This window comes from Rhodoferax mekongensis (assembly GCF_032191775.1).
GTDB classification, from domain to species: domain Bacteria; phylum Pseudomonadota; class Gammaproteobacteria; order Burkholderiales; family Burkholderiaceae_C; genus Allorhodoferax; species Allorhodoferax mekongensis.
The window spans coordinates 2,582,295-2,608,179 of sequence record NZ_CP132507.1; the positions used below are offsets into that span (position 1 = coordinate 2,582,295).

A 25,885-nucleotide genomic window follows, 5' to 3' on the forward strand; every position below is an offset into this window, starting at 1 on the left:
GACTAGACTAGGCCGCCGCTTGAAGTCAGAAATCACTCTCGGCGCCCACTTCAAAGCCCAGTGGCTTGTGCCCGCCGGATGTTACCACCCCATGCCCACCATATCTGTCTACATCATTGCCTTCAACGAAGTTGAGAAAGTTAGTGCCGCCATCCAAAGCGTCCAATGGGCAGACGAGCTCATCCTCGTGGACTCACACAGTACAGACGGAACCGCGGAGGTAGCAGAGAGTTTGGGAGCTAAGGTGATTCAAGTGGATTTCAAGGGGTTTGGCGATTTGCGCAACCAGGCCATCAAAGCATGCAGCATGGACTGGATATTCAGTCTGGACGCCGACGAGCGCTGCACCCCGGAGGCCGCAGCAGAAATCCAACAGTTGGTGAAGAGCCACGATGTTCATGAGGTGTATCACACTCCAAGACGCAACTTTTTCATGGGGCGGTGGATAAAACATTCCGGCTGGTACCCCAATTACCGCCAACCTCAGTTGTTCCGTCGCGGAGCAATGAGCTATGACTTAAAGCCTGTGCACGAGGGGTATGTATTGCACTCCAAGTTACCCATCGGGCACATGAAATCTGCCATTTGGCAATTTCCCTTCAAGAACATGGCCGAGGTTATGCACAAGGCAAATCGCTATTCCAGTCTTGGGGCCGAGAAGATAAAGCACAAGAGAATCAATATGTGGAGTGCATTGGGGCACGGGACTTGGGCTTTTTGGAAGCACTACGTATTCAAGCTTGGTTTTCTTGACGGCTGGGCAGGCTTTGTGATTGCAGTTGGAAATTTTGAAGGCACCTTCTATCGGTATGTGAAAGCGTTAGAAGTGCAAAAAGGGAGTGCTTGGAGAGCGCCATTGCCTCACACAACAGGAAATAGTTCATGACAACGCAACGCACCGAGGCAAGTAACCGTGAGCTGTATCTCAGACTACTTGGTTACTTAAAACCATATTGGAAAGCTTTCACACTAGCGATCATTGGTATGGTGGGGACAGCCGCCACTGAACCAGTATTTCCCGCCATCATGAAGTACCTTTTGGATCAAGGTTTCAAGATGGAGGATTCTCGCCTTATCTGGGCAATTCCAATGGGGATTGTTCTGCTTTTTGCGGTAAGAGGACTACTCTCCTTCAGCACTAGCTATCTAATGACTTGGGTTTCTGCAAGGCTCACAACTGACATCCGGAGACAGATGTTGGCAAAAATACTCTTGCTACAGACCCACACGTTTCATGATCTGTCGCCAGCTAAGCTTATTTCTCAAGTTATGGTGGACTCGGGAAATCTTAGTGATGCATCAACTAATGTTCTTGTAACAGCCGTGAGGGAGTCCTTGACCGCTGTTGCTTTGTTTTCATATTTGATTTACCTCGACTGGAAGCTAACGTTGCTTACACTCGTGATTGCGCCTCTAGTCGCGCTGATAGTCAGAGGTTTCGGGAATCGTATGCGAGCTACCAGCAGGGCGACCATGGAAATGGTTCGACAGTTGTTTCACAGCATTGAGGAATCTGCGGCAGCCCACAAGGTGATCAAGATCTATGGTGGCCATACACAACAACTAAAGCGCTTCTACGACGAGACAGAACGTTACCGTCGTTCGATGATGCGAGAGGCTGTCCCTGCATCCGCCATCACACCTATCACACACCTCGCAGCGTCGCTCGCTGTTGCACTTATCATCTACCTAGCGCTTAGCCAGACGACTGGGAGTGCAAGTGCATCAGCCGGCGGTTTTGTATCATTCATTACTGCCTTGCTAATGTTGATCTCTCCGATCAAGCAGCTGACGACCATCAACTCATCATTACAGCGTGGTTTGGCCTCATGTGAAAGCGTCTTCCGATTTTTGGATTCAGAAGTCGAACCTGACCTCGGAATCAAGGAACTGCCACATGCCCGCGGTGAAATCGAATTCGATCGGGTGAGTTTTGCGTACCCTGGCGCGGAACGGCAGGCCTTAATTGATGTGAACTTTAGGATGCCTGCTGGGCAGACCTATGCTCTGGTCGGTGCGTCCGGTGGGGGGAAGACAACCATCAGCGCGCTGATACCCCGTTTCTACGCCCCAAAAGCCGGGAAGATTCGCATCGACGGCGTGGACATCGGCGAACTCACCCTTGCAAGCCTGCGCCATAACATAGCACTGGTCAGTCAAGACATTGTGCTCTTCAACGACACCGTGGAGGCCAACATTGCTTTTGGCGCCCGTGACGAGTGCACGCGAGAGGACGTTATTGCGGCGGCCAAGGCCGCCAACGCATGGGACTTCATCCAACAGCTCCCGCAAGGTCTGGACACCCCCATCGGCGAAGATGGCGCAAAGCTTTCCGGTGGCCAGCGGCAGCGCATCGCCATCGCGCGGGCACTGCTGAAGAACGCGCCGATCCTGATCCTGGACGAGGCAACTTCAGCACTGGATACCGAGAGCGAGCGTCAGGTGCAGACTGCTCTCACCACGTTGATGCAAAACCGCACTACGCTCGTTATTGCCCACAGGCTGAGCACCATTGAGCATGCTGACAAAATCTTAGTACTGGACCAAGGCCGCATCGTAGAAAGCGGCACCCACCAGGAGTTATTGGCCAAAGGCAGCTACTACGCCAACCTGAATCGGATGCAAACCTGAGATGGGCAATGTGAATATCCCAATCCTCATGTATCACCAGGTCGATGCGCCGCCGCCGCGTGGTACGCCCCTGCGCGGCCTGGTCGTAGCCCCCTCCTCTTTCACCTGGCAGATGAAGATGCTCAGGCTGATGGGTTACAAAGGCCTGTCCATGCGTGACTTGGAGCCCTATTTGAAAGGCGAGAGGAGTGGCAAGGTCGCTGGCATTACCTTCGACGATGGCTATCGCAACAACGTGGAGCATGCTCTGCCCGTATTGAAGCAACAGGGCTTTACGGCCACTTGCTACGGCGTAAGCAGTCTGATCGGCGGTACCAACAGCTGGGATCGCGGCATCGTGGCCGAAAAGCCTCTTATGTCCCTGCAAGACTGGCAGCGCTGGCGTGACTCCGGAATGGACATCGGATCCCACACACGCACGCACGCCAAGCTGACAGAACTGCCTGATGAAGAAGCGCGCGCGCAAATCTTCGAGTCCAAAACAGAACTGGAACGAGCCTTGGGTTGCCAGGTCCGCCACTTCTGCTATCCGTATGGGTGGCATCTGCCTGCACATCAGCAAATGGCGTGCGAAGCCGGCTACGTTACCGCCACCACCACCCACCGTGGTCGCGTGCATGCTGGTGCTGACCCTTACACGCTGCGCCGCATCATGGTGGCGCGCGCCACCAACCCTTTGCAGTTCTACTGGAAAGTGGCCACTGATTACGAAGACCGCCGCGGATGAAACCCCTGGCCCTTTACTGCAAGAGCTACAGCACCGATCTGCGCCGTGTGGTGCGGCTCGCACAGTCCGTCCGCGAATTCAATGTCGAACACTTGTCGTTCTATGTCTCGGTTCCACAGACGGAACTGCCGCTGTTTCGCGAACACCTGAGTGGCCTGAATGTGGATCTGATGGCCGACGAGGACATCCTGCGCGCCTCACCACGCATAAATGCGGCACAAGTGACCAACATGCCGGGCAGCGTGGCTCAACAGGTAGTGAAGTCCGAGTTCTGGCGCATGAACATCTCCAGCGCCTGCGTCTGCCTGGACTCTGACGCACTCTTCATCCGCCCCTTCGGCCAGGCCGATTTCTTGGCACCTGGTGGGACGCCTTACACCATGCTGGACGAAGCCCACGACTTGCTGGAGGACGCCCTTCGCCAGAAGCGCCTGCGTGTTGTGGATGCCTTTCAGCGCGAAGCAGACCTGGTGCAGCAACTCTTTGGCCGTGTGGGTCGGCGCTACAGCTTTGGCCCCTTCCCGCTGGTCTGGCACCGCGACGTCTGGCATAGCCTGGATGAACGCTACCTGCAACCCAAGGGCATGAGCTTTGCCGATGCCATAACGCAAGCACCCATCGAATCGCGCTGGTATGGCGAGGCGCTGTTGGCCTACCAGGCCGTGCCGTTACTGCCCTGCCAGGCACTGTTCAAGGTGTATCACTATGCTTGGCAGTTCGATCAAGACCAGCGTCGAGGAATCGGAGCCGAACAACTAGCCCGTCTTTACTGCGGCGTCATTTACCAATCCGCCTGGGAGCGGGACATGGACTGGCCGGCTGAGGGTGGCAATTGGTTTTCACGCAGCGGGCGTCGGTTGCGCAGGGGCCTGGGCAGAATCTGAACACTTACTAGAACCTGAGTCATCGTGATCATCCTTTCTCACCGCGGCTACTGGAAGGAAGCAGCCGAAAAAAACACCAGAATCGCATTCGAGCGCAGCTTTTCGTTGGGCTTCGGCACAGAAACGGACTTGCGCGACCGTGGCAGCAGGCTCGTGATATCGCATGACATGCCTGACCATGACGCCATGCTCGTCGAAACCTTCTTCGATATCTATCGCTCATTTCGCAAGCCTCTGCCTTTGGCACTGAACATCAAAGCGGACGGCTTGCAACAGGAACTAAAGACACTGCTACTGCAATTCGAAATTGAGAACTACTTTGTGTTTGATATGGCAGTTCCGGACGGATTGCAATACGCTCGCCTGAAGTTCCGAACTTATACCCGCCACAGCGAATTTGAACCCATCCCGCCCTACTATGAACTGGCAGAGGGCGTCTGGCTCGATGAGTTCAATGGGCACTGGTTGACTGACACTGTCATCGAACAGCATCTGGCGCAAGGAAAGTCTTTATGCATTGTTTCCCCTGATCTGCACCGGAGAGACAATACGCAGGAGTGGAAACACTACAAACAGCTGGAAGCACGTATCGGATGCAACAAGATGATGTTGTGCACAGACTTTCCAGAACAGGCACAAAGGTATTTTGAATGACCAAAATTAAAGCCGTCATCTTCGACATGGACGGCGTACTCATCGAAGCCAAGGACTGGCACTACGAGGCATTGAATAAGGCCTTGGGACTCTTTGGCATGGAAATCAGCCGCTACGACCATCTGGTCACCTACGACGGACTCCCAACCAAGAAGAAACTTGAGATGTTGAGTACGGAACGCGGACTGCCAGTGGAGTTGCACGACTTCATCAACGAGATGAAGCAACAATACACCATGGAGATTGTCTACGCCCGCTGCAAGCCACGCTTCTTCCACGAATATGCGCTTTCCCGCCTCAAGCAAGAGGGCTACAAGCTCGCGGTCGCATCCAACTCTATCCGCCAGACCGTACAGGTGATGATGCAACAAGCCGCGCTGATCGACTACCTTGACCTCTTTCTGTCCAATCAGGACGTAAAAATTGGCAAACCCGACCCGGAAATCTACACCAAGGCGATCGAGAGCTTGGGCCTGTCGCCCCAGGAGTGCCTTGTGGTTGAAGACAATGAGAAAGGCCTCCAAGCAGCCAAGGCCAGCGGTGCCTGGTTGATGGAGGTCGATGAAGTCGAGGAGGTCAACTACCAGAACATCATGGCCCACATCACACGCATCGAAGGACGTGCATCATGATCAACATTCTGGTTCCTATGGCTGGCAGAAGCCAGCATTTCCCCGAGACTGAATACCCCTTCCCAAAGCCACTAATCGAAATCGGTCAGAAAACCATCGTTGAGCGCGTGGTGGCAAACCTTGCCGCCGCCGGACCCAAAGTACAGTTCATCTTCGTCGTGGGCAGTGCGGACTGCCGCAAGTTTCACCTCGACAGCACGCTGAACATCATTACTGAGCACCAGTGCAAAATTGTCAAACTGGATAACGACACCAAAGGTGCCGCATGTAGCGCACTTATGGCGATCAGCCATATTGCCAATCATCACCCCCTCATAATTGCCAACTCAGACCAGTTGTTCGATGACCCCGTCTCGGCGCTGATCAATCAACTGCGTGATGCCGATGCGGGCGTCGTGACCTTTGAATCGGTGCACCCCCGCTGGTCTTATGTCCGCCTCGACGAGCAGGGTCTTGTCGCCGAGACTGCAGAAAAACGCCCCATCAGCCGTCACGCGATCGCGGGGCTGTACTACTTCCGTCACGGCAAAGACTTTGTGGAAGCAGCTATGAGCATGATCCACAAGGACTCCAGTGTCAACGGCAGCTTCTACATTGCGCCCTGCCTCAATGAGATGATTCTCAAGGGTAAAAAGATCCGAACAATTGGCGTTGATGCCGAGCGCTACCACACCTTTTATACACCCCAGAAGGTGAATGATTACGAAGCCCACCTGCTTCGACGCGAGAACTGTTAGTCGCTGCACCACACACTGCACCATGAAAATTGCTCGTCTTGAAGATATGGTCAAAGGCTGGTTTGTCGGCAACTTTGACCCAACATTGATCCGCACTAATGACGTTGAGGTCGCCGTCAAGGAATACCGCAAGGGCGACCGCGAAAGCCGCCATTACCACAAGATATCGACTGAGATCACTGTGATCGCGAGCGGCCGCGTCCGCATGAACGGAATCGAATATTTGAAGGGTGACATCATCGTCATCGAACCTAACCAGTCGACAGACTTTGAAGTGCTTGAGGACACTATCACCACCGTCGTGAAATTTCCCGGCGCGAACAACGACAAATACTTGGGAGATCCCGCATGATCAATATTGTGATTCCTATGGCGGGTGCCGGCAGCCGTTTCAGCCAGGCCGGCTACAGCAAACCGAAGCCGTTCATTGATGTGGGCGGAAAGCCCATGATTGTTCGCGTCCTTGAAAACCTGGCTTACCCGGACGCGCGTTACATCCTTATCGCCCGCAAGGAACATATGGATGCCGAGCCAGCGTTGGTGAAGGAAATTGAGCAGACTTACAACGCCACCTTCATCCCCATCGGCAAACTGACCGAAGGCACTGCATGCACCGTGCTCTACGCCCGCAAGTACATCAACAACTCGACGCCGCTTCTGATCGCCAACTCAGACCAGATCATAGACACTAACATCGCAGACTTCATTGACGACTGCACCGAACGAAACTTGGACGGCTCCATTTTGACGTTCATTGATACGCAACGCGACCCCAAGTGGTCGTTCGCCAAGCTCGACGCCAACGAACTGGTCACTGAAGTACAGGAGAAAAAGGCCATCTCTGAGTACGCCACCGTTGGCATCTATCTTTACCGTCATGGCAGCGACTTTGTGGATGCGGCCATCGACATGTTTATTGAGCGAGACCGAGTGAATAGCGAGTACTACACCTGCCCCACCTACAACTATGCGATCAACATGGGCAAGAGAATTGGCACCTACAACATTTCCATCGAAGCGATGCACGGCATCGGGACACCCGAGGATCTGTTGGTCTATCTGAAGCAAGCTGTCGTATAGGTTTGCGACCTACTTCACTTTGATCACAAGATGATCGCCAACCACCGTATCACCCTCGTCATTCAGGGGCCCATGGTCTCAGCCGGGAACAGCGGTGCTGGAACCCAGACGCAGGCCTTCGACTGCAATACCAATGTCCAGCGCCTGATCGACACGACGCGCGCGGTGGTTGATGGTTACGTCCTCTCAACCTGGCATGGGCAGGCTGTTACTGTACGGGACGAAAAATTGGAGGTGCTGCAACTGCAAGATCCTGGGCCACAACAGACTTTCTTTTCGGACGCACCGAATAACGAGTTGCGCCAAGCATATGGCTGTCTTGAGGGCGTGCGCCAAGCAATCGGAAGGTTTTCGCCAGACTACATACTTCGAGTCAGAACGGACCAGTATGTCGACATCCCAACACTGCTCGATCACATGCTACAGGTTGACGAATTGTTTGACGACTTCCGTGCTTCGGGACAGTCGGGATTCCTGTTCTTCCCGAACATGTTGAGTTGGTCGCCTTACAGTGTTGGAGATTTCTTTATTGGTGGTCACGCCTCGGACATGCTCAGATTCTTCGATTCACAGGTCCGCTATTCGAAGCACTCATTGGTCAACGCAAAGCCGTGGGTGCATTCGGACATCATTCTGCGTCACGCGTACGGCAATCTACGAGGCAAACTGGACGTACCGGAAGACCGCTACTTCCCTAACCTAGTACCGGCCTTCCGTCTTGATCTCCACGCTCCGCCAAGCAACTTCAAATACCATCCCGAAATGCTGAGTCTGTGGCGCGAGCTACTCAACCACTCCATTTCCCTATTTCCCCGTGCCGCGACGGATAAGCTCGAGTGGCGCGGCGCACGCTTCGAAACAGGCCGTCATAGTGCCGGCGAGTTCTACCAGGAATGGCTTGAAGCACGCAAGGATGTAGAGGCCTGGATGCGGAAAATGCAACCCAATCTGTACAGCACGGATCACCAACTTGGTACCCTAAACCATTTTCTGAACTTCTGCCCCGAAAAGGCTCTCGAATTACAAGTAGGGCACCCAACCCGCCGGCGTTACCTCTATCAAGGCGCACGGACCGTGTTCAGCCTACTGACCGGAAAAATGCCTCGCGACGAATGGGCCGTGCGCCTGTGGCTACGCTGGCAGCGTCTGCTGACGCATAGCCGCAGGCGCAACACCTAACGGGAAACCACTTTGTGACCATCACCCAACTCGTTTCAGGAAGCCGTCGGGAGCGACAGTGATCTGATAGCGGTCGGGGATGGTGCGATCAATCTCAAAGCTCTTGTTCATCTTGAGGTATTCCCAGACAGCCGTCTTGGGGTTGTCGCCCGGGCCCCAGGGACGGTCAGGAAACATCTCGGCAGGCATGTCTTCAACTACCGTGTCGAATACCACGCAATAGCTGCCAATCGTTGTCATAGGCGCGTAGGCCTTGAGTTCTGCGAGCACATGTTCATGCGTGTGATTGCTATCCAGGCAGACCAGTACCCGCTGAAAGTCCTTGGCGATTGCACGCACCTGATCCACGATCTCGGGAGCCACGCTGGAACCTTGAATCATCTGGATTCGCGAGGCCATGGGGTGGGCTTCGATGGCGCTCTTGTTGTGCACGCGGATATCGATATCGATGCCTAGCACCTTGCGACGCGATACGCGAGGATCCATCTTCTCCCCACTCTCAATCGCCTCGCACATGTCAATCTGTGCCAACATCGAGGCGCTGAAGATCAGCGAACCACCGTGTGCAATGCCCGTCTCGATGATCAGATCCGGTTTGAGTCGCCAGATCAGTTCCTGCATGGCCACGATATCTTGCGGGTACTGGATGACCGGCCGACCCATCCAGTCGAACTGGTAGGAGTACTTGCTTTGTTGGGCATAGTTGATCCAGGCGCGCGTTACTTCGCGCGCCTGGCTGCTGCTGCCGAGCGCGGCACAGATTTGATTTCTTTCTTCAGCAAACTGTTGGACTGGGTTCATCTCATCTTCCTTTATCAATATATGACCTTGCATAGCCTGCAATACCTTCTTCAAGCGTAACCCGCGGGCGCCAACCCGTCGCCATCAGCTTGTCCGCACTGCCTACAAGCATTGGTGGGTCGTCAGCCGGGACGGGTATCGCACCAAGCTGTAGGGGCTCAGCGCGCTCGAAATGCGACGCACAGAGCTCTACCACCGTGCCCAGGCGCACGGGCTGCCCGGAGGCAATATTGAAGACACCTGACTCGGCCGTCCCAACGGCCAAGTGCACCAGCGCTGCCGCGACATCGCTCACATGAAGGAAATCGCGAAACTGGCGCCCGTGGGTGCACCGCACCGGCTCACTCTGGTGCAGCGCACGCAGCACCGAAGGCAGCAGGCGTCCGGCAGGCTCACCAACTCCGTAGGGAAAGAACACCCTACCCCAAGCATACGAGAGTCCACTTTCTTCGCAATAGGTCTGCACGAACTGGCGGGTTGCATCCTTGCACTTCCCGTACAGCGTACGCGGATTCGTCGGCGTTCGGTCTTCAACGCAATACCCTTGCGACCAATCGTATTCGGCGCAGGTGCCGGCCAGCACAACGCGACGCCCTCCTGAGACACGGAACGCCTCCAGCAGGTGTGCCGTAGCATCTGCCCATGCCAGGTTCTCGCGTGCCGTCCAAAAGCTGCCATGTTTGGCATACCACGCTAGATGAATAAGCGCTTCGGGACGCACACGGTCCAGTAACTGTCTGGCCTGTCCGGGGGCCAGCAGGTCACAAGGCTCCCATGGCACACCTGCATCCCCTGCCCGGTCGTGGCTGGACACGGCGTGCACTTCATGGCCAGCTGCCTTCAGCAATGGGAGTATGTACCTTCCGAGGTAGCCGCTGGCGCCAGTAACAAGAATCTTCATGTGTGCACCCGGCACCTAGTCGATCGCCAGGGTCGGAACCGCCGTCACGAAGCGGGTACCCTGCTCACGCAGCCATGCGTACTGCTGGCGCACCTCGGCAGCAATGTTCCACGGCAGGATGAGCAGGTAGTCCACATGCCGCTGCTGCAAGGCTGATGGTGGGAGGATGGGAATATGGCTGCCGGGCATGTACTTGTGCTGCTTGGCCGCCGCCGCGTCGCACACGAAGGCCAGCAAGTCGGGCTTGACGCCGGCGTAGTTCAACAACGTGTTGCCTTTGGCGGCCGCTCCGTAGGCTGCAACCTTGCGGCCCAGGCGTTTTTGCTCCAGCAGAAATGCCAGCAGGGCATCCTTGATTGCATCTGCCTTGGGTTGGAAGGTCAGGTACGTCTCCAGTTGCTGCAAGCCCTGCTGCTGCTCCTGCACTAACAATTGCTGCACTGCAACTGTCGTGGTGCGGGCGTCGTCATCGTGACAGCCATAGACGCGCAAGCTCCCACCATGGGTCGATAGTTGCTCGACATCGTAAACGCGCAGGCCACAAGTCGTGAAGATACGACCGACTGTGTACAGCGAAAGGTATGAGAAGTGCTCGTGATAGACGGTATCAAACTGAACTTGATCGATCAGCCGCATCAGATGCGGGAACTCCAGCGTAATGGTCCCGCCTTGCCTGAGCGCTGCCTTGAGGCCGCGCGTGAAATCGTTGATATCCGGCACATGTGCATAGACATTGTTGCCCGCAATCAGGTCCGCCTGCTTCCCTGTAGCTGTGAGTTCGCGCCCCAGGCGCTCGCCGAAAAACTCGAGCCAGACAGGTATGCCCAACTTCTCGGCCGCAGCGGCAGTGCTGGCCGTTGGTTCTATGCCAAGACAGGGAATGCCGGCGGCGACAAAATTCTTGAGCAGGTAACCGTCGTTGGACGCTACCTCGATGACAAAGCTGTCAGCCCCCAGCCCCAGCGTGGCCGTCATCTTGCGCGCATAGTCCGCCGCGTGGGCGAGCCAGCTTGTCGAAGTGCTTGAAAAATAGGCGTACTCTGCGCTGAAAAGCTCATCAGCCTGTGCGTAGTCCTCCGTCTGAACCAGCCAGCACGTATCGCACACCATGATCGTGAGCGGGAAGTACTTCTCGGGCCTGCGCAGGTCCTCAGTGCTCAGGTAGGCGTTTGAGGGGGGGGCAAAACCGAGATCAAGAAACGTGTGAACCAGCGTTGTTCCGCAGTGGCGGCACTTCATAGCGTCAAACCTTTGAATTGAGAGTCAAGCATGGGATGAGCGGAGTCACGCGCCGACATTTCCACGACTTCCAAGGGCCAACTTACTCCCAAGCGCCCATCGAGCGGGTTGAGCCCACCTTCGGCTTGGGGAGCATAAGCCATAGAGTGGCAGTAAATGAGTTCCGCGTCATCGGTAAGCGACTGAAACCCATGTGCGCAGCCCTCAGGTATCAGTAAGGCACTGCCGTTCTCTTCTGACAGGTGCTCTGCATACCAATGAAGAAACGTCGGCGAGCCGGCACGCAAATCAATGGCGACATCCCACACTTCGCCACGTACACAGCTCACCAGCTTCATCTCGGCGTGTGGTGGATGCTGAAAATGCATTCCGCGAACGGTGCCGCGACGGGCCGTGTATGTGTGGTTAATCTGCGCCACCGGATGCTCCCAGCCGGCTGCCCGCAGTTCATCGACACAGAACAACCGCGACAGGAAGCCTCGCGAGTCCCCGATGTGCTCACGCTGGACGCGACATAGGCCTTTTATCGGCAGCGCAGTAAAGGAAAAACAGCTCATGCCTGCGACTCCGCGTAGGCTTGGATCTCGGCCTCGCACAAAGCCCGGGCGTCCACACCCTCGCGCAGATTCCGATACCAGGCCATGGTCCTGTGCACGGTTGCGTCCAGCGCCCAGCGCGGCTCCACACCGAGCGCGTGGCGCACCTTGGCGATCTCGAGCGCCAGCCATCCGGCCTCATGGGGCCCGGCATCGGCATTGCCGTACTGCACCAGACCGGCCCCATAAGCCTGGCGGGCAATATCGATGACTTCCCTGACCGACGCAGCCTCACTTGTAAGGGGCCCGAAGTTGTAGGCCCCTGCTGCAGCACGACCATCGTGGAGCCTTTCCGCCAGGACAAGGTAGCCCGCCAGGGGTTCCAGAACGTGCTGCCATGGCCGCGTTGCGTCTGGGCGCCGAATTTGAAGTGTGGCGCCCGACTCCCAGGCGCGGACAGCATCCGGGATCAGGCGATCTTCGGACCAATCCCCACCACCTATGACATTGCCGGCCCTTGCGCTACCTATGATGACTCCCCGCGCTGCCAGAAAGGCATCGCGGTAGCTGGCGATCACGATTTCACTGGCCGCCTTGCTGGCACTATAGGGGTCATGCCCGCCTAGGGGATCCGTTTCACGATAGGGCCACTGCCACTCTTCATTGCGATAGACCTTGTCTGTGGTCACCATGACGGCAACGCGGACGCTGGACAGAGCACGGAGGCTTTCCAGCACCTGGGCCGTTCCGAGAACATTTGTTTCGAAGGTGCCCAAGGGGTCACGGTAGCTGGCACGAACCAGTGGCTGCGCAGCGAGGTGAAATACGATCTCCGGTACCGCCTGATGTACTGCCGACGTAAGAAGCTGCCTGTCGCGGATATCGATGAAATGGCTTGTGCAGAGGGCATCGATACCTGCACGTTCAAAGAGGCTGGGGCTGGTAGCCGGTGCAAGGCTGATACCCGTCACCTGCGCCCCCATACGGTGTAGCCAAAGTGTGAGCCAGCCACCCTTGAAACCGCTGTGGCCAGTGACCAGCACCCGCTTGCCGCGCCAGAAGTCGGTGGAGGGCATAGATGCCGCCTTCATGACCAAACCTTCCAGGGCGCGTTGCCTCCGGCCCAGAGCTCTTCGAGCATGTTCTTCTCACGCAGCGTATCCATCGGCTGCCAGAAACCGTCATGCCGGAAGGCCATGAGTTCTCCTTGGGCGGCAAGTCGACTCAAAGGCTCGGCTTCCCAGCTTGTCGCATCACCAGGGATCAAATCTATGCATCTGGGCGACAGTATGAAAAATCCACCATTGATGAGTCCCCCGTCCCCCCTGGGCTTTTCGGCAAATCCGGCGACGCGCTCGCCTTTCATCTGCAACGCCCCATAGCGCCCCGGAGGCTGTACGGCCGTGACGGTAGCCCATCGGCCGTGTTGCTTGTGAAAAGCCAACTCGCGCGTAATGTCAATGTCCGATACCCCATCCCCATAGGTAAAGCAAAAAGCGTCTTCATCCCGGACATACTCTTGCACTCGCCTGAGGCGGCCACCGGTCATGGTCTCGTCCCCGGTATCGACCAGGGTCACACGCCAGGGTTCTGCCTTGCGCTGATGAACCTCCATTTGGTTACTTGCCATGTCGAACGTCACATCTGACATGTGCAGAAAGTAGTTCGCGAAGTATTCCTTGATTACGTAGCCCTTGTAGCCGCAGCAGATGATGAAGTCATTCACCCCATGGGCTGAGTAGGTCTTCATGATGTGCCAGAGCACAGGTTTGCCGCCGATTTCGATCATCGGTTTCGGTTTGAGATGCGTCTCTTCGGAGATACGTGTCCCCAGACCGCCCGCAAGTATCACTGCTTTCATCTGTAATGCCCTATGCTGCCTGGTCAATGGGTCTTTCGAAAGATCTTGGGAACCCAAGATCGGCCGTTGATTGACTTGGAGGAGTACTTGACCCACTCTGGGTCGCCCGCAAGTGTTGCCACAAGCAGGCATGCATCAAAAATGTTCTCCACGAGTTGCGTACTTGGTCGGAGGTGCATGACACCGCCTTCCAGACTGGTACGAGCAGTTGCGGTCATCGGCTCCGGGTCAGGGATGTCTGGTGCGGTCAGGTTCAGGCCGAGCTTGCCCGCAGTGTGCCTTGCGGACCGCAAAACCGCGGATGGTCGGGCCGAGTCGCCGGCATCCTTAACGAGCTTTTTGACGTACAGCCCCCAATCGGGTTCGCTCAATCCTAGCGAGGGCATGTGTTGCTTGATCAGCAAATATTCCCCCATCACGACGACCGGAATGGACGGTGCCAACAGCAGACGCTCGTCATAGGAAAGCGGATTCTCCGAGTAGAACTTGGTCGTGGGGTTGTCTTCCTTCCCGTCTGTGCCACGTTTCATGAAGGATGTGCCGTTGCTGTGTCGTGATGCACCACTGACCGAAAACGGATAGTTTGACGACAGATACTTCCCGAGCCTCACACTGAGGGCAATCGCAGAATAAGCGTCTGGGGAAATCGCATTGAAGAAGACCCCATTGTCCGAAGACTTCTTCAAGTCCAGCATGCATTGCCTCGCGACAATGCCGTTGTACAGGCACGGTAGCCTAGTGTAGCCGGTCTTGAAAGCCAGTACTCGGACTCGCTCCTCAGCTCCCGACAAGTGGGTCAGAGAAAAGTCCGTGACACGCGTGGAAACTGAATTGCGCATGCCCGCATCGATGTAGTCTGGCCAGCAGTACTCGGCCTTCTCCCAGACCAGCGCAAGCCCGCCATGCGTATTGATGATGCGCATGGCACCGGCAAGCGCCCCAGGGATGAAGCCATCATCATCACCGATGTATGTGATGAATTCACCACGCGCATGATCCAGCGCGAACTCCCAGTTCTGCGCCATGCTCAGGCGCTTGCCCGTGTTGACATAACGTAATCGCGTATCCGAGAACTCGGCGACCACCGCAGACGTGTCATCCTGACTGAAGTTGTCGCTGACAAGGAACTCGCAGTCCTGATAGTCCTGCGCAATCAGTGTACGCAACGTGTGCCGTAGCGTATCAGCCCGCTCCCGTGTTGGCACAACCACCGTCAATCTCGGATTATTCATTTGGATTCAGTCACATCATTTTTCGCACACATCGCAAGGCGCCTGACAATTGCCTGGACACCGGCTCAGCGTCCGGTCTTTCCAAACAGATTCCAGAGCATGCGCTTTATGCGTCGGCTCAGCTTGAAGTCCTTGGCCTGATGGTCGCTAAGCAAGGGCACAGGTGATTCTAGCGGCGCAAGGACTCCCTTCTGTGGGGAAGACTCAAGCTGTGTGTATACATGTTCAAGCAGGGCAAATATGTTGTGCTCCCACAGAACCCTGCGCTTGGCCTCGGCCAGCTCCGCCGCCTGATGGTGATCCATATCGCTGGCAAGAATTTCCTTGATGCGGGCTATTGCACGTCGGGGATGGCTTATGTCGATCCGGTCGTAACTTGCATGCGGAAAATACGCATCCAGATTGGGACATCCTACATAGATCGGAAAGCAGCCACGCAGATAGGCATCGGCCAGCTTCTCGGTCCAGTAGTCTTGCTGTACAGAGTTTTCCAGTGCAATGTGAAAGCGGTAATCTGCCAAGGCTTCGTCCTTGTCGGCGATCTCCCTAAACCCACGTCCGTACACGTCGACCTGGTCGCCCAATTCCGCCTGGAGTTGCCGCACAAAGGCCAACCGCGCGCGGTGCCCCGCTGTAACTGCCTTAGTGGAGCAGACCACGGAGCACAACTTGGTCTTCGGCGGGTTGCTGACCTCAAAATCCTGGAACCGCAGAACCGCAGTGTGGGGGCCCGCTACCCCATTGAAGCGCACCCCTGCAAACCAGTTGATGCCCACTTGACTACGGATGACACCCGGGTGTTTTACTCTCGATTGGCTTGTGATCACGTGGCCGAACTGTCTCAGAAAGTGCGACTGATACCGGTGGAAACTTTCCGGCTCAGCACACACCAGAATACGCCGCTGCAATGGCACCGAGGTGTGGAATTCGCTCCCGGCAGGCCAGCCGTCGTAAACCACGAGCCAGTCTGGCTGCCCCTCCTTCAATTCGTCAAAGGCGTATTGCGTGCCCTTCCACACACCGTTCGGTGATGGGAACTGCCTGTCCCAAGGCCAGGCTGTGCCTGCTGTATTGACGAATTGAACGCGCCTCATGTGGAAGTCTTGTGCATTGAATGTGCAGCTTGGTCAACGCTTGAGCTTTACCAGCGTATCGAAATGGCGCTGCGTCAGCACCCTTGGTAACAAGGCGAGTAACGCGGTATTGATACGGTAGGTGCTGTTCAGCGCAATCCCCAGCCTGGACTGCAGGCGGCGCCACGCCATCCAGGGCTGCAGGCCGTGCGCAGGCAGCTTCTGGTACATCCAGGCGAACATGAATCGGAATTCGGACGGTGCAAATTCGCGGGTGTCAGCGCAGAACGCCAGGATGCGGTTGGCCGCTTCATCCATGTCGGCCAACTCAATATTTTCCATCTGCAGCCGCTCGACCAGTCCATCTGCGCCGATCAGGCGCGCGCAATAGAGGCTGCGGATCTTGCGTGCCAGTTGATCCAAACGTTGTGCTTTCTGTTGACTGGCCTGCTGGGCGTGGATGCGATAGCGCAGCAGGCTTTGCGACAGGTTCGCCAATGGGACGCCCGAACTGGCCAGTCGGGTCCACATGTCGTAGTCTTCGGTCGGTGCGGCTGACTGGTCAAATGGATGGCAGCGAAAGAGTTCAGCCCGTCCCATCATGGTCGACATGCCAAAGCAGTTGCCGCGCAGTAGCGCGTGCCGGATATCCGCATCTGTGGCTGGATTGATGACGGTCTCCCGCTCTTCCGTATCAAAACACGTGAACGCCGTACCGCAGGCTCCCAAGGCCGGATGTGTCTGCAGATAGGCCAGTTGCAGCTCAAAACGCCGGGGATCGCACAGATCGTCTGCATCACAAAATGCAATGTACTGCCCACGCGCCTTGGCAATACCTGCGTTCCGAGCACCTGCCACACCAGCATTTCTCTCGAGATGCAGGACTTGCAGCCGGCGATCAGGGTGCGCAGACAGCACTTCGCGCAAGTTGTCTGTCGAAGCGTCATCTACAAGAATGAGTTCGAAGTCCGACCAGGTTTGCCCGTAGATGGACGTCAAAGTTTCGGCCAGCCAGAGCGCGCCATTGTGCACAGGCACGACAACCGATAGTGTGGGAACTAGGTGGTTCATGGTCTCTTGAGACGTCATATATGCGTACCTGTCCGGCCACGCTCTGCCCCAACAATGTGCCAACGCGGTGGAATGACGTCCGATGTGTTGGTCCCCGCGTCTTGAAACCAGCGCTGGGGAGCATAGACATGCTGTCCAGAGGACTCGCACAACCAGGCGCCCCACCAGCTAAAGGAGCTGTTCGCGATGATGTGGTGCTGGCAGTGACGCATCAACTCCAGATCGAGGTGCCCCTGTTCAGGCGTATGGCAGTCCACGACGTGCGTCGGCACATCGAACTTCAGGTTGGCTCGTGCCCATTCTGGCTCATCGGAAAACACGAACAGTTCCACATCCGTTTGCCTGTTCTTCAGCTCAGCAACTGCCTGCATGTAATACGCGGTATCGCAGGTGCCGTGGAACTCGGCAGCAGCCGGATTACTGACATAATCACCACGCCTCACATGGAGCGCCGCACTGTTTACAGAACTCATCCGTGTCAGAACCGAATGACGCGGATTCAATGGCACCCGGAGTTGCAGGTCTTGCAACAGGTGTGAACGGTTCCAGGAAAAGTACTTTTCCGTCTGCCAATAACCCACCATGAAGACTGGGCGTTTGATGCAATCAAAGCGTGGGTCATAAGAAAAGTCGTTTGGCCAGAAGACAGGATAGGAGTAGATGTCCGGCAGGCACTGCGCAATGCGGGACCGCACTCTGCTGGCGCGGGAGGATCGCCATGGCGGCAATCTGTCCAGCAATGCAGTGTCTGCAATGACGCAACGGGTTTTGTACAGATCCAGTTGGTACGGACGGTCGCCATTTTCGGCCAGACCGCGGAGGTCAAGCGCCAACTCGCAGTTCAGGCGATCAGCGAGCGATCTCGCCGCAGCATACTGAAACAGCTGGTTGCCGAGACCACCTTCGATTCGCGCGATAACCTGACGTGGCCACATGGAACTTCTGCCTAAGCGGATAGATCTGACGAGTTATCGTCAGTGCTTCCGGAACGTATAGATGCCGCAGCCGTACTGCGTACCGGCAGGGACAGCATTGATTGGAACTTCCTTGTGCAGTGAACCTGCATCATCGACGAATGAAAAACTCAACAACTCCAGCCTGAACTCGGACTGCCAATTGAGAATGCTGTCTGGTTTGAATATCCGGTGCGCGTTGAATTGAACCTGATCTTCGTCACCGATAGGGAAGCTGATATAAAGTGTTCCCATCGGTTTCAGCATCTTCAATAGATTGCGAAACCCTGTCAGATGCCCCGACGGATTGACAGGATCTCCATAGCGACCCAGTCCAAAGTGCTCGATGGCATGCAGGCAGGACAGGGAGTCACAAATCTCCGCCTCGACCGCTTCAGACTTCATCAGATCCATGCGCTTGAACCGGATGTTCCCATGCCCCGTATCCGCCAGCTCCCTCACATCGATGATTTCGATGGGGCGAAATGCGGCGACGTGGGCCACAAACCCGTCAATCCGCGATCCAACGTCAATATGGCGATCGGGCTTATTTGTCGCAATGTAACCTGCTACCAGCAGATCCTGATGGAAGTAGTGCCCGGTTGCCGAGCCCGCCTGCTCCCTATAGTCGGAGTAGATGGGGAAGAGTTTGTCCACCTTTCCGCCAGCTGCCTTGAACGCCTGCAGTTCTCGGAAGAACCGGATCTTGTACTTGAGAGACACCGTTTTACCTTGCTGTCAGTTGAATCGGATTGGGTTAAAGGACCAACACACTACCCTCAGCCCGCGGAAAGCAGACCATCGAAGTACGCAATGGTCCTTTGCAGCCCTTCGCGCAACTGGACCCTAGGCTCCCAGTCATTGAGATATTCCCGTGCCCGGGAGATGTCAGGCTGACGTTGCATGGGATCGTCAGACGGCAGCTGTTGGAACACGAGTTTCGACTTCGCACCCGTGAGTTCGATGACCATCTCCGCCAGTTGACGAATCGTGAATTCGCCCGGATTGCCCAGGTTGATGGGCCCCGGGAAGCCTGGCGCGCCATTCTCACCGCGCGGCAGGTCCATGAAGCGGATGAAGCCTTCGATGAGGTCGTCCACAAAGCAGAAGCTGCGAGTCTGCTGGCCCTCGCCATAAATGGTGATGTCTTCCCCGCGCAAGGCCTGCACGATGAAGTTGCTGACTACACGCCCATCGTTGGGGTGCATGCGGGGACCATAAGTGTTGAAAATGCGGGCGACACGGATGTCAAGCCCATATTGACGGTGATAGTCAAAAAAAAGCGTTTCAGCGCAACGTTTGCCCTCGTCATAACAACTCCGAATGCCGATGGGATTCACATTTCCCCAATAGGCTTCGGTTTGCGGATGCACACTGGGATCACCGTATACCTCGCTGGTGCTGGCCTGGAAGGTCCGGGCCTTCAGTCGTTTGGCCAGTTCCAGCATGTTGATGGCACCATGCACGCTGGTCTTGGTCGTCTGCACTGGGTCGTGCTGGTAGTGAATGGGGCTAGCGGGACACGCCAAGTTATAGATTTGATCCACCTCCACTTGAAGCGGCACAGTTACATCGTGTCGCATGAATTCAAAGTGTGGGTGCGATAACAGGTGCTCAATATTTCGTTTCGCCCCTGTAAATAGATTGTCGACGCACAGCACCTCGTCACCGCGCGCAATGAGACGGTCAATAAGGTGTGAACCTAGAAAGCCAGCACCGCCCGTCACAAGAATGCGCTTTCGCGCGTTGTACTTTCTCATATCACCCATCAATCCTGACCAAACAAGTCACGTGTGTAAATCTTCCCCGGAACATCTGCAAGCTCAGCGGCACTGCGGTTCACCACAATCACATCCGCTTCTCGCTTGAATTGCTCCAGGTCTGTCAGCACCTTGCTGTTGAAGAAGGTGGCCTCTTTAAGTGCCGGTTCATAAACAATCACTTCCACCCCCTTGGCTTTGATGCGTTTCATGATGCCCTGGATACTGCTGCTTCTGAAGTTGTCACTCCCCGCTTTCATTACCAGCCGGTAGATGCCCACCACTTTGGGTTTGCGCTTCAAGATGTCTGCTGCGCAGAAGTCTTTGCGGGTGGTGTTGCTTTCTACGATCGCCCGCATGATGTTTTGCGGTACGTCGTTGTAGTTGGCAAGCAGTTGTTTGGTGTCTTTGGGCAGGCAGTAGCCACCGTAGCCAAAGCTGGGGTTGTTGTAGTGGTTTCCGATGCGCGGGTCCAGACTCACGCCGTCGATGATTTGCCGGGTGTCCAGGCCGTGGATGGCCGCGTAGGTGTCGAGTTCGTTGAAGTACGCCACTCGCATGGCCAGGTAGGTGTTGGCAAACAGCTTGACAGCTTCTGCCTCTGTGCTGCCGCTCAGCAAGACGGGGATGTTTTGCTTGATGGCGCCTTGTTGCAGTAGTTGGGCAAACTTCTCTGCGCGGGCCGATTGTTCGCCCACCACGATGCGGCTGGGGTGCAGGTTGTCGTACAGCGCCCTTCCCTCTCGCAGGAATTCGGGGCTGAAGATGATGTTCTTGCTGCCGGTTTGCTCGCGCAGGCGCTGGGTGTAGCCCACGGGGATGGTGCTTTTGATGACCATGACCGCGTCGGGGGCGATGGCCATGACGTCTGCCACCACGCTTTCTATGCTTTTGGTGTTGAAGTAGTTGGTCTCAACGTCGTAGTCTGTGGGGGTGGCGATGATGACGTAGTCAGCCCCCGAATAGGCCTCTTGTTTGTTGAGTGTGGCCTTGAGGTTCAGGGGCTTGTGGCTCAGGTAGTCTTGCAGTTCTGCATCTTCAATGGGGCTGATGCGCTGGTTGATCATGTCCACCTTGGCAGCAATCAGGTCGATTGCAACGACTTCATTGTGCTGCGCCAACAGCACCGCGTTGCTCAGGCCTACGTAGCCGGTTCCTGCTATTGCGATCTTCATGGGGTTTACTCTACGCTGACGCTCACGTTGTACACGGGTTATTTCGGTGCACGCTGTTTAGCCTAGCAGCTTTGGTGGGTGTAATTAGGTTGGCGGATTGGGGGTCGAAGTGTGACGTGAATTATCGTTTTAAAAGGTCACACGAACCGGCTTCAATCGATTTCTTCGGAAAAAACAGCCCTTTTGCTCAACATTTTTTCACTCGGTGGCCAGCTCATCGCAGGGACTATCCACGGGAGCGACTGCCATCAGCAGATGACTAACAGATGCTCGCGTGGTAAGGGTAATTTCATTCCCGTTGTCCAAAAGATTGTTATTTTTCCACCGCGCAATTAAGCTTTCGATCACTGCGATCAATTGGTCCTGCCCCGAATCATTCAATGATTCAATCGCAGTATGTCCGTGTAAATGCAAGAGGTTCACCATTTGAGTGTTCATATGAACAGTCGCTAAGATGGGCCGCTGCATCCAAAGATACTCATACAGTTTGGACGGGATGTATTCCGCGCAGATGGGCTCCGTGCCATGCAGAAGCAGAAGTACATCTGCGCTGCGCATGCGCCGCAGAATCCGCTCGCGGCCCGATAATCCGGTGACCGGGTCTGCTTCCACTCTGCCAAGATGCCGCACCATAGTACGCACAGAAGATTGAGAGATTGCAGCCTCAGACACTGCGTCCAAGGGCCCGCCTGTGAGTTGCAGTTCGATCTTCTCCTTCAATTCAGGCCGTTCCGCTATCAAAGCTTCCAATGCGCTGATGATGGGCGTGAGGTTGCGTGTGGCAGACAGCGAACCGAAATGGCCTATGACCATTTTGGGGCCCGGGACGTAAGGAGGCATTTCCTTGAACGGAGCATCAATGCCCGGCAGCATCATCTTGCCGCGGTCCCCCAGCTGCGGGTGGCGGCGCTTAGCACTAGCCAAGGCCTGATCCGTAAACCAGATGGCAACGTCGGCATACGTACAAATCACCCGCTCCACTTCCGCCTGCATCTTCTCTTGCGCGGTAGACGGTTCACTGCCGGGCATAACCAAGGGGTCATGCACTTCAGCCAGCCAACGCACGCCCAAGCTCCGCTTTAGTGCGTTTCCGGCGATATGTGCTGCAAAAGCGCCACCCGTCGAGTAGATTAGGTCGAATGTGCGCTGCTGGGCCAGCTGCCGGCCCTTCACATAAGCAGACAGCCACCATGACCACGAGCTTTCCACAGGACGAAGCAACTTCTCCACCAACATGAAGGGCAGTAGTGGCAGCGAGAGCAACACCATGACGCATCTGTACGCCCTTGGAGCAGCGATGCGCCGGCGCAATACATGGCGCATTTCAAACCGTATTCCTGCTGGCCCTGCTGGCCACAGCTGGTAATGTTCGTAATGGCGATCGATACTGCCGGACACACCACTCAGCACTACCAACTCGATACCAGCTGCTTCAAGATGGGGCAACTTGTCAGTAATCGTCTGGCTGGCCGCTCGTCCGTCCATGTTGAACGCATGGGATAGCACTAGCCAGCGTTGCTTGTATTTGCGAGCCACCGCAGCAAACAGCCCGTCATACTGCAAAGCCGCTTGGGCCCACTGCCTGCCTCTCGCAAATTCAGTCGCATGACCGACCAGAGCCCTGCAGGTGTCTTTGTCTTGCAAGAGCGAAGCAACTTTGGCAGCGAGGTGAGCGGCGTTATCAGGAACAGAGAGCAAAAATGCGTTTACGCCATCCGTCAAATCGGGAGCAATTCCGCTGTAAGGAGCGTCGCTGACCACCGCGGGCAGTCCATGTGCCATGCCCTCCAGTACCACCATGCCGTAGGAGTCTTCCAGGGTGGGATGCACCAGCATGTCAGCGGCCCTGTAGGCCAGCGACATGTCTTTCTGGCTCCCCAAGAAGTGAATGCGTGAACGTAGTCCTAGATTCGCCGCCTGTTGCTCATATTCTTTTGTTTTTTCCGAGCGGCCGACCACGAGCAATTCCACCTTGCCTTCGATATGGGCCATCGCTTCCAGCAAGGTTTTGAGGCCTTTCTTTACGAAGTCATTGCCGACAAATAGAAGCATGGGCACGTCTGTCGACACGCCGAGGGCTCGCCGCGCTTGGGCCTTGGCATCTGGTGTGGCCGGGCCCGGCACTGAATCCACGCCTGGCGTGATGACCTCCAGCATGGGGCGCGATTTTGGAAATGCGCGCTCCACGACCTCTTGCAGCGTGATCGAAGCGCACACCACCTTCTTCTTGTAGGCAAAAGCGAATCGCCGCTCTTCCAGCCACAGGTAAGCCAGAAGTCGCGGGCTGGTCAGCACTTTCAACCACCGCAGAGCCAACACAAACCCCTGCTTGCCGGCAAACAGTGTGTGCTTCACCGGCAACACATGCACCGTGTGCACATTACCGTGCCAGGTGTTTTCATGGGAATGCACGATGTCAAAACCCGTGCGCGTGGCGCGCCAGGTCTTCCAGGCAAAGTAGAGTTGGTTAATCCAGCGCGGGCGCTCCAGGGGCTTGGGCACCTGGTGGTAGGTCACTCCGGGAAAATCATGCGAAATGGTCTGCGCGAACACATGCACTTCATGCTGTTGCGCGAGCTGCTCCACCACCGAGATGGAATAGCGCTCAGCCCCCCCCCCGGTCACTGAAAAATTGCGGCTCAAGACCGCGATACGCAAACGCTCAGTCACAAGCCACCATCACAGCAACACAATGTCGTATTGCTCCTGGGCCATGGCTGCCTCGCTTAGCAGCGACACAGGTTTGCCGATGAACTCAGAGAGGCCTGCCAAGTGCTGGCTTTCTTCGTCCAACAACAGTTCAATCACCTTGGGTGACGCCACCACCCGGAACTCACGCGGAGTGAACTGTCGGGCTTCACGCAAGATTTCACGCAGGATGTCATATGCCACACTACGCGGCGTCTTGACGATGCCCTTGCCTTCGCAGGTCGGGCACGGCTCGCACAGCATGTGAGCCAGCGATTCACGCGTGCGCTTGCGCGTCATTTCCACCAGACCCAGCTGCGAGAAGCCACCCGCCATAGTCTTCACCCGGTCACGCCCCAGCTGTTTGCGGAACTCCGCCAACACGGCCTCGCGGTGGTCTTCGCGGGCCATGTCGATAAAGTCAACAATGATGATGCCGCCCAGATTGCGCAATCGCAATTGACGTGCGATTGCCTGTGCCGCTTCGAGATTGGTTTTGAAAATGGTGTCGTCAAAGTTGCGCGCACCGACAAAACCACCCGTGTTCACATCCACCGTAGTCAGGGCTTCGGTCTGGTCCACGATCAGGTAGCCGCCCGACTTGAGCTCCACCCGGCGCGCCAGCGCTTTGGCAATTTCTTCGTCAATGGAATACAGGTCGAAGATGGGGCGCTCACCCTTGTAGTGCTGCAACTTCTCAGCCGCTGCGGGCATGAACTCCGCTCCAAAGGTCTTTAGCGCATCAAACTGCTCGCGCGAATCCACGCGAATCGTCTGCGTCGTTTCGCCCACCAAGTCACGCAACACGCGCTGCAACAGGTTCAAGTCCTGGTGCAACAAACTTTGCGGCGGCAGACGAAGCGATGCATCCTTGATCCGGGCCCACGCCTTGCGCAGGTAAGCAATATCGTCGCCCAGCTCCTTGTCCGACGCATCCTCGCCATTGGTGCGCAAGATGAATCCACCGCCTTCTTTGCCCGCAAGCGCCTGCATGCGGCTGCGCAGCTCATCACGCTGAGCGGTAGGAATCTTTTGGGACACGCCGATATGGTCGTCCTGCGGCAGGAACACCAGCAGGCGGCCGGCAATGCTGATCTGCGTGGACAGGCGGGCGCCCTTGGTGCCAATCGGGTCCTTGATCACCTGCACCATGAGGGACTGGCCCTCAAACACCTGCTTCTCAATCGGAATCTGGGGCTGCGATGCGCGGGAGGAACTCAGCGACTCACCTTCTGCCGGGGGATGCCACACATCAGCCACATGCAAAAAGGCCGCGCGCTCCAGGCCAATGTCGATAAACGCCGACTGCATGCCGGGCAGCACCCGCGCCACTTTGCCAAGGTACACATTGCCCACCAGACCACGCTCCAGCGTGCGTTCCACGTGCAGTTCCTGCACTGCACCGTGTTCCACGATGGCGACCCGCGTCTCTTGCGGGGACCAATTGATCAGGATGTCTTGTTGCATGCAAAGCCCACCTCGCGCAAGGCCTGCGCTGTTTCAAACAAAGGGAGGCCCATGATGCCAGAGTAAGAGCCCTCAATGCGCGCAATAAACGCGGCCGCCCTGCCCTGCACACCGTACGCGCCGGCCTTGCCCATAGGCTCGCCACTGGCCACGTAAGCGGCAATGTCGTCTTCGCTCATGGCCGAAAAAGTGACTACCGATTCCGAACATGCCTGCGCAGTTTTTTCGCCCCATGCCACTGCCACCGCAGTAAACACGCGATGGGTGCCGCCAGCCAAGGCGCGCAACATGCGCTTGGCATCTTCTGCATCCTCCGGCTTGCCAAGGATGGTGTCCCCCAAGGCGACGGTGGTATCTGCACAAAGAATAGGACGATTTTGGCCTCTAGCGCCCGCCAGACGTGCGCGAGCAGCTATCAATTTAAGAGTGGTCACCCGCTGCACATAGACCGCAGGCGTATCGCCCTCCAACACCACTTCCAGGCTCTCCGCATCTTCATCTGGGGTGGGCAAGAGCAACTCGTGCGCAACGCCGATCTGGGTCAGCAACTCGCGACGGCGCGGACTCTGGGAGGCGAGATAGATGTAATCCGGGGCACTCATGG

General features: G+C 56.3%; 26 protein-coding genes. 10 read left to right on the top strand and 16 right to left on the bottom strand.

Annotated elements, in window-relative coordinates; genetic code table 11:
* The first annotated feature begins 91 nt into the window (after positions 1–91).
* Genes RAN89_RS12365 through RAN89_RS12410 form a run of 10 tightly spaced genes read left to right on the top strand, consistent with a single transcriptional unit; the run spans position 92 to position 8,524 of the window.
* Positions 92–886 carry a glycosyltransferase family 2 protein gene (locus RAN89_RS12365; protein ID WP_313866591.1) on the top strand — a complete coding sequence of 265 codons (795 nt, stop codon included), beginning with the start codon at positions 92–94 and terminating at the stop codon, positions 884–886.
* Positions 883–2,631 carry a lipid A export permease/ATP-binding protein MsbA gene (gene msbA / locus RAN89_RS12370; RefSeq protein ID WP_313866592.1) on the top strand — a complete coding sequence of 583 codons (1,749 nt, stop codon included), beginning with the start codon at positions 883–885 and terminating at the stop codon, positions 2,629–2,631. The genes RAN89_RS12365 and msbA overlap by 4 nt, the downstream gene beginning before the upstream one ends.
* A 10-nt stretch (positions 2,632–2,641) precedes the next feature.
* Positions 2,642–3,358 (top strand): polysaccharide deacetylase family protein, encoded by a 717-nt coding sequence (locus RAN89_RS12375; protein ID WP_313866593.1) that lies wholly within the window; start codon positions 2,642–2,644, stop codon positions 3,356–3,358.
* Positions 3,355–4,242, top strand: coding sequence for a DUF6492 family protein (locus tag RAN89_RS12380; protein WP_313866594.1), 888 nt, complete (start codon positions 3,355–3,357; stop codon positions 4,240–4,242). The genes RAN89_RS12375 and RAN89_RS12380 overlap by 4 nt, the downstream gene beginning before the upstream one ends.
* A 24-nt stretch (positions 4,243–4,266) precedes the next feature.
* Positions 4,267–4,896: a PI-PLC domain-containing protein gene (locus RAN89_RS12385; RefSeq protein ID WP_313866595.1), complete on the top strand. Its 630-nt coding sequence runs from the start codon at positions 4,267–4,269 to the stop codon at positions 4,894–4,896.
* Positions 4,893–5,528, top strand: coding sequence for an HAD family hydrolase (locus RAN89_RS12390; RefSeq protein ID WP_313866596.1), 636 nt, complete (start codon positions 4,893–4,895; stop codon positions 5,526–5,528). Before RAN89_RS12385 ends, RAN89_RS12390 begins: the two co-directional genes overlap by 4 nt.
* Positions 5,525–6,265 (top strand): glycosyltransferase family 2 protein, encoded by a 741-nt coding sequence (locus RAN89_RS12395; protein WP_313866597.1) that lies wholly within the window; start codon positions 5,525–5,527, stop codon positions 6,263–6,265. Before RAN89_RS12390 ends, RAN89_RS12395 begins: the two co-directional genes overlap by 4 nt.
* Before the next feature lie 22 nt (positions 6,266–6,287).
* The gene (locus tag RAN89_RS12400; RefSeq protein WP_313866598.1) at positions 6,288–6,617 is read left to right on the top strand and encodes a hypothetical protein; all 330 of its coding nucleotides are present in this window, start codon (positions 6,288–6,290) and stop codon (positions 6,615–6,617) included.
* Positions 6,614–7,345 carry a glycosyltransferase family 2 protein gene (locus tag RAN89_RS12405; RefSeq protein ID WP_313866599.1) on the top strand — a complete coding sequence of 244 codons (732 nt, stop codon included), beginning with the start codon at positions 6,614–6,616 and terminating at the stop codon, positions 7,343–7,345. Before RAN89_RS12400 ends, RAN89_RS12405 begins: the two co-directional genes overlap by 4 nt.
* Positions 7,346–7,375: 30 nt before the next feature.
* Positions 7,376–8,524: a WavE lipopolysaccharide synthesis family protein gene (locus RAN89_RS12410; RefSeq protein WP_313866600.1), complete on the top strand. Its 1,149-nt coding sequence runs from the start codon at positions 7,376–7,378 to the stop codon at positions 8,522–8,524.
* 21 nt (positions 8,525–8,545) lie between these two features.
* Here the strand turns inward: RAN89_RS12410 and RAN89_RS12415 are convergent, their stop codons facing one another.
* The 16 genes from RAN89_RS12415 to RAN89_RS12490 form a co-directional block, all read right to left on the bottom strand.
* Positions 8,546–9,325, bottom strand: coding sequence for a cephalosporin hydroxylase family protein (locus RAN89_RS12415; RefSeq protein ID WP_313866601.1), 780 nt, complete (start codon positions 9,323–9,325; stop codon positions 8,546–8,548).
* Between the two features lies 1 nt (position 9,326).
* The gene (locus RAN89_RS12420; RefSeq protein ID WP_313866602.1) at positions 9,327–10,226 is read right to left on the bottom strand and encodes an NAD-dependent epimerase/dehydratase family protein; all 900 of its coding nucleotides are present in this window, start codon (positions 10,224–10,226) and stop codon (positions 9,327–9,329) included.
* A gap of 15 nt (positions 10,227–10,241) precedes the next feature.
* A complete protein-coding gene (locus RAN89_RS12425; RefSeq protein ID WP_313866603.1) occupies positions 10,242–11,465 on the bottom strand; it encodes a methyltransferase domain-containing protein in 1,224 nt (407 codons plus the stop codon).
* A complete protein-coding gene (locus RAN89_RS12430) occupies positions 11,462–12,022 on the bottom strand; it encodes a dTDP-4-dehydrorhamnose 3,5-epimerase family protein (RefSeq protein ID WP_313866604.1) in 561 nt (186 codons plus the stop codon). Before RAN89_RS12430 ends, RAN89_RS12425 begins: the two co-directional genes overlap by 4 nt.
* Positions 12,019–13,092, bottom strand: coding sequence for a CDP-glucose 4,6-dehydratase (gene rfbG / locus RAN89_RS12435; RefSeq protein WP_313866605.1), 1,074 nt, complete (start codon positions 13,090–13,092; stop codon positions 12,019–12,021). The genes RAN89_RS12430 and rfbG overlap by 4 nt, the downstream gene beginning before the upstream one ends.
* Positions 13,089–13,862, bottom strand: a complete 774-nt coding sequence (rfbF, locus tag RAN89_RS12440) for a glucose-1-phosphate cytidylyltransferase (RefSeq protein ID WP_313866606.1) — start codon at positions 13,860–13,862, stop codon at positions 13,089–13,091. The genes rfbG and rfbF overlap by 4 nt, the downstream gene beginning before the upstream one ends.
* Positions 13,863–13,885: 23 nt before the next feature.
* Positions 13,886–15,094, bottom strand: coding sequence for a glycosyltransferase family 2 protein (locus RAN89_RS12445; RefSeq protein ID WP_313866607.1), 1,209 nt, complete (start codon positions 15,092–15,094; stop codon positions 13,886–13,888).
* Between the two features lie 65 nt (positions 15,095–15,159).
* A complete protein-coding gene (locus RAN89_RS12450) occupies positions 15,160–16,188 on the bottom strand; it encodes a glycosyltransferase family 10 domain-containing protein (RefSeq protein WP_313866608.1) in 1,029 nt (342 codons plus the stop codon).
* 33 nt (positions 16,189–16,221) lie between these two features.
* Positions 16,222–17,238, bottom strand: coding sequence for a glycosyltransferase family 2 protein (locus tag RAN89_RS12455; RefSeq protein ID WP_313866609.1), 1,017 nt, complete (start codon positions 17,236–17,238; stop codon positions 16,222–16,224).
* Between the two features lie 14 nt (positions 17,239–17,252).
* Positions 17,253–18,173 carry an alpha-1,2-fucosyltransferase gene (locus tag RAN89_RS12460; protein ID WP_313866610.1) on the bottom strand — a complete coding sequence of 307 codons (921 nt, stop codon included), beginning with the start codon at positions 18,171–18,173 and terminating at the stop codon, positions 17,253–17,255.
* A gap of 39 nt (positions 18,174–18,212) precedes the next feature.
* Entirely contained in the window at positions 18,213–18,914 is a 702-nt protein-coding gene (locus RAN89_RS12465) for a DUF268 domain-containing protein (RefSeq protein ID WP_313866611.1), read from the bottom strand.
* A 56-nt stretch (positions 18,915–18,970) separates the two neighbouring features.
* Positions 18,971–19,951: a UDP-glucuronic acid decarboxylase family protein gene (locus RAN89_RS12470; protein ID WP_313866612.1), complete on the bottom strand. Its 981-nt coding sequence runs from the start codon at positions 19,949–19,951 to the stop codon at positions 18,971–18,973.
* A gap of 8 nt (positions 19,952–19,959) precedes the next feature.
* The gene (locus tag RAN89_RS12475) at positions 19,960–21,126 is read right to left on the bottom strand and encodes a nucleotide sugar dehydrogenase (RefSeq protein ID WP_313866613.1); all 1,167 of its coding nucleotides are present in this window, start codon (positions 21,124–21,126) and stop codon (positions 19,960–19,962) included.
* Positions 21,127–21,324: 198 nt separating this feature from the next.
* Complete coding sequence (locus RAN89_RS12480; protein ID WP_313866614.1) at positions 21,325–23,796, bottom strand: glycosyltransferase family 4 protein; 2,472 nt, start codon at positions 23,794–23,796, stop codon at positions 21,325–21,327.
* Between the two features lie 9 nt (positions 23,797–23,805).
* The gene (rng, locus tag RAN89_RS12485; RefSeq protein WP_313866615.1) at positions 23,806–25,281 is read right to left on the bottom strand and encodes a ribonuclease G; all 1,476 of its coding nucleotides are present in this window, start codon (positions 25,279–25,281) and stop codon (positions 23,806–23,808) included.
* Positions 25,263–25,883 carry a Maf family protein gene (locus tag RAN89_RS12490; protein WP_313866616.1) on the bottom strand — a complete coding sequence of 207 codons (621 nt, stop codon included), beginning with the start codon at positions 25,881–25,883 and terminating at the stop codon, positions 25,263–25,265. The genes rng and RAN89_RS12490 overlap by 19 nt, the downstream gene beginning before the upstream one ends.
* Positions 25,884–25,885 lie beyond the last annotated feature (2 nt).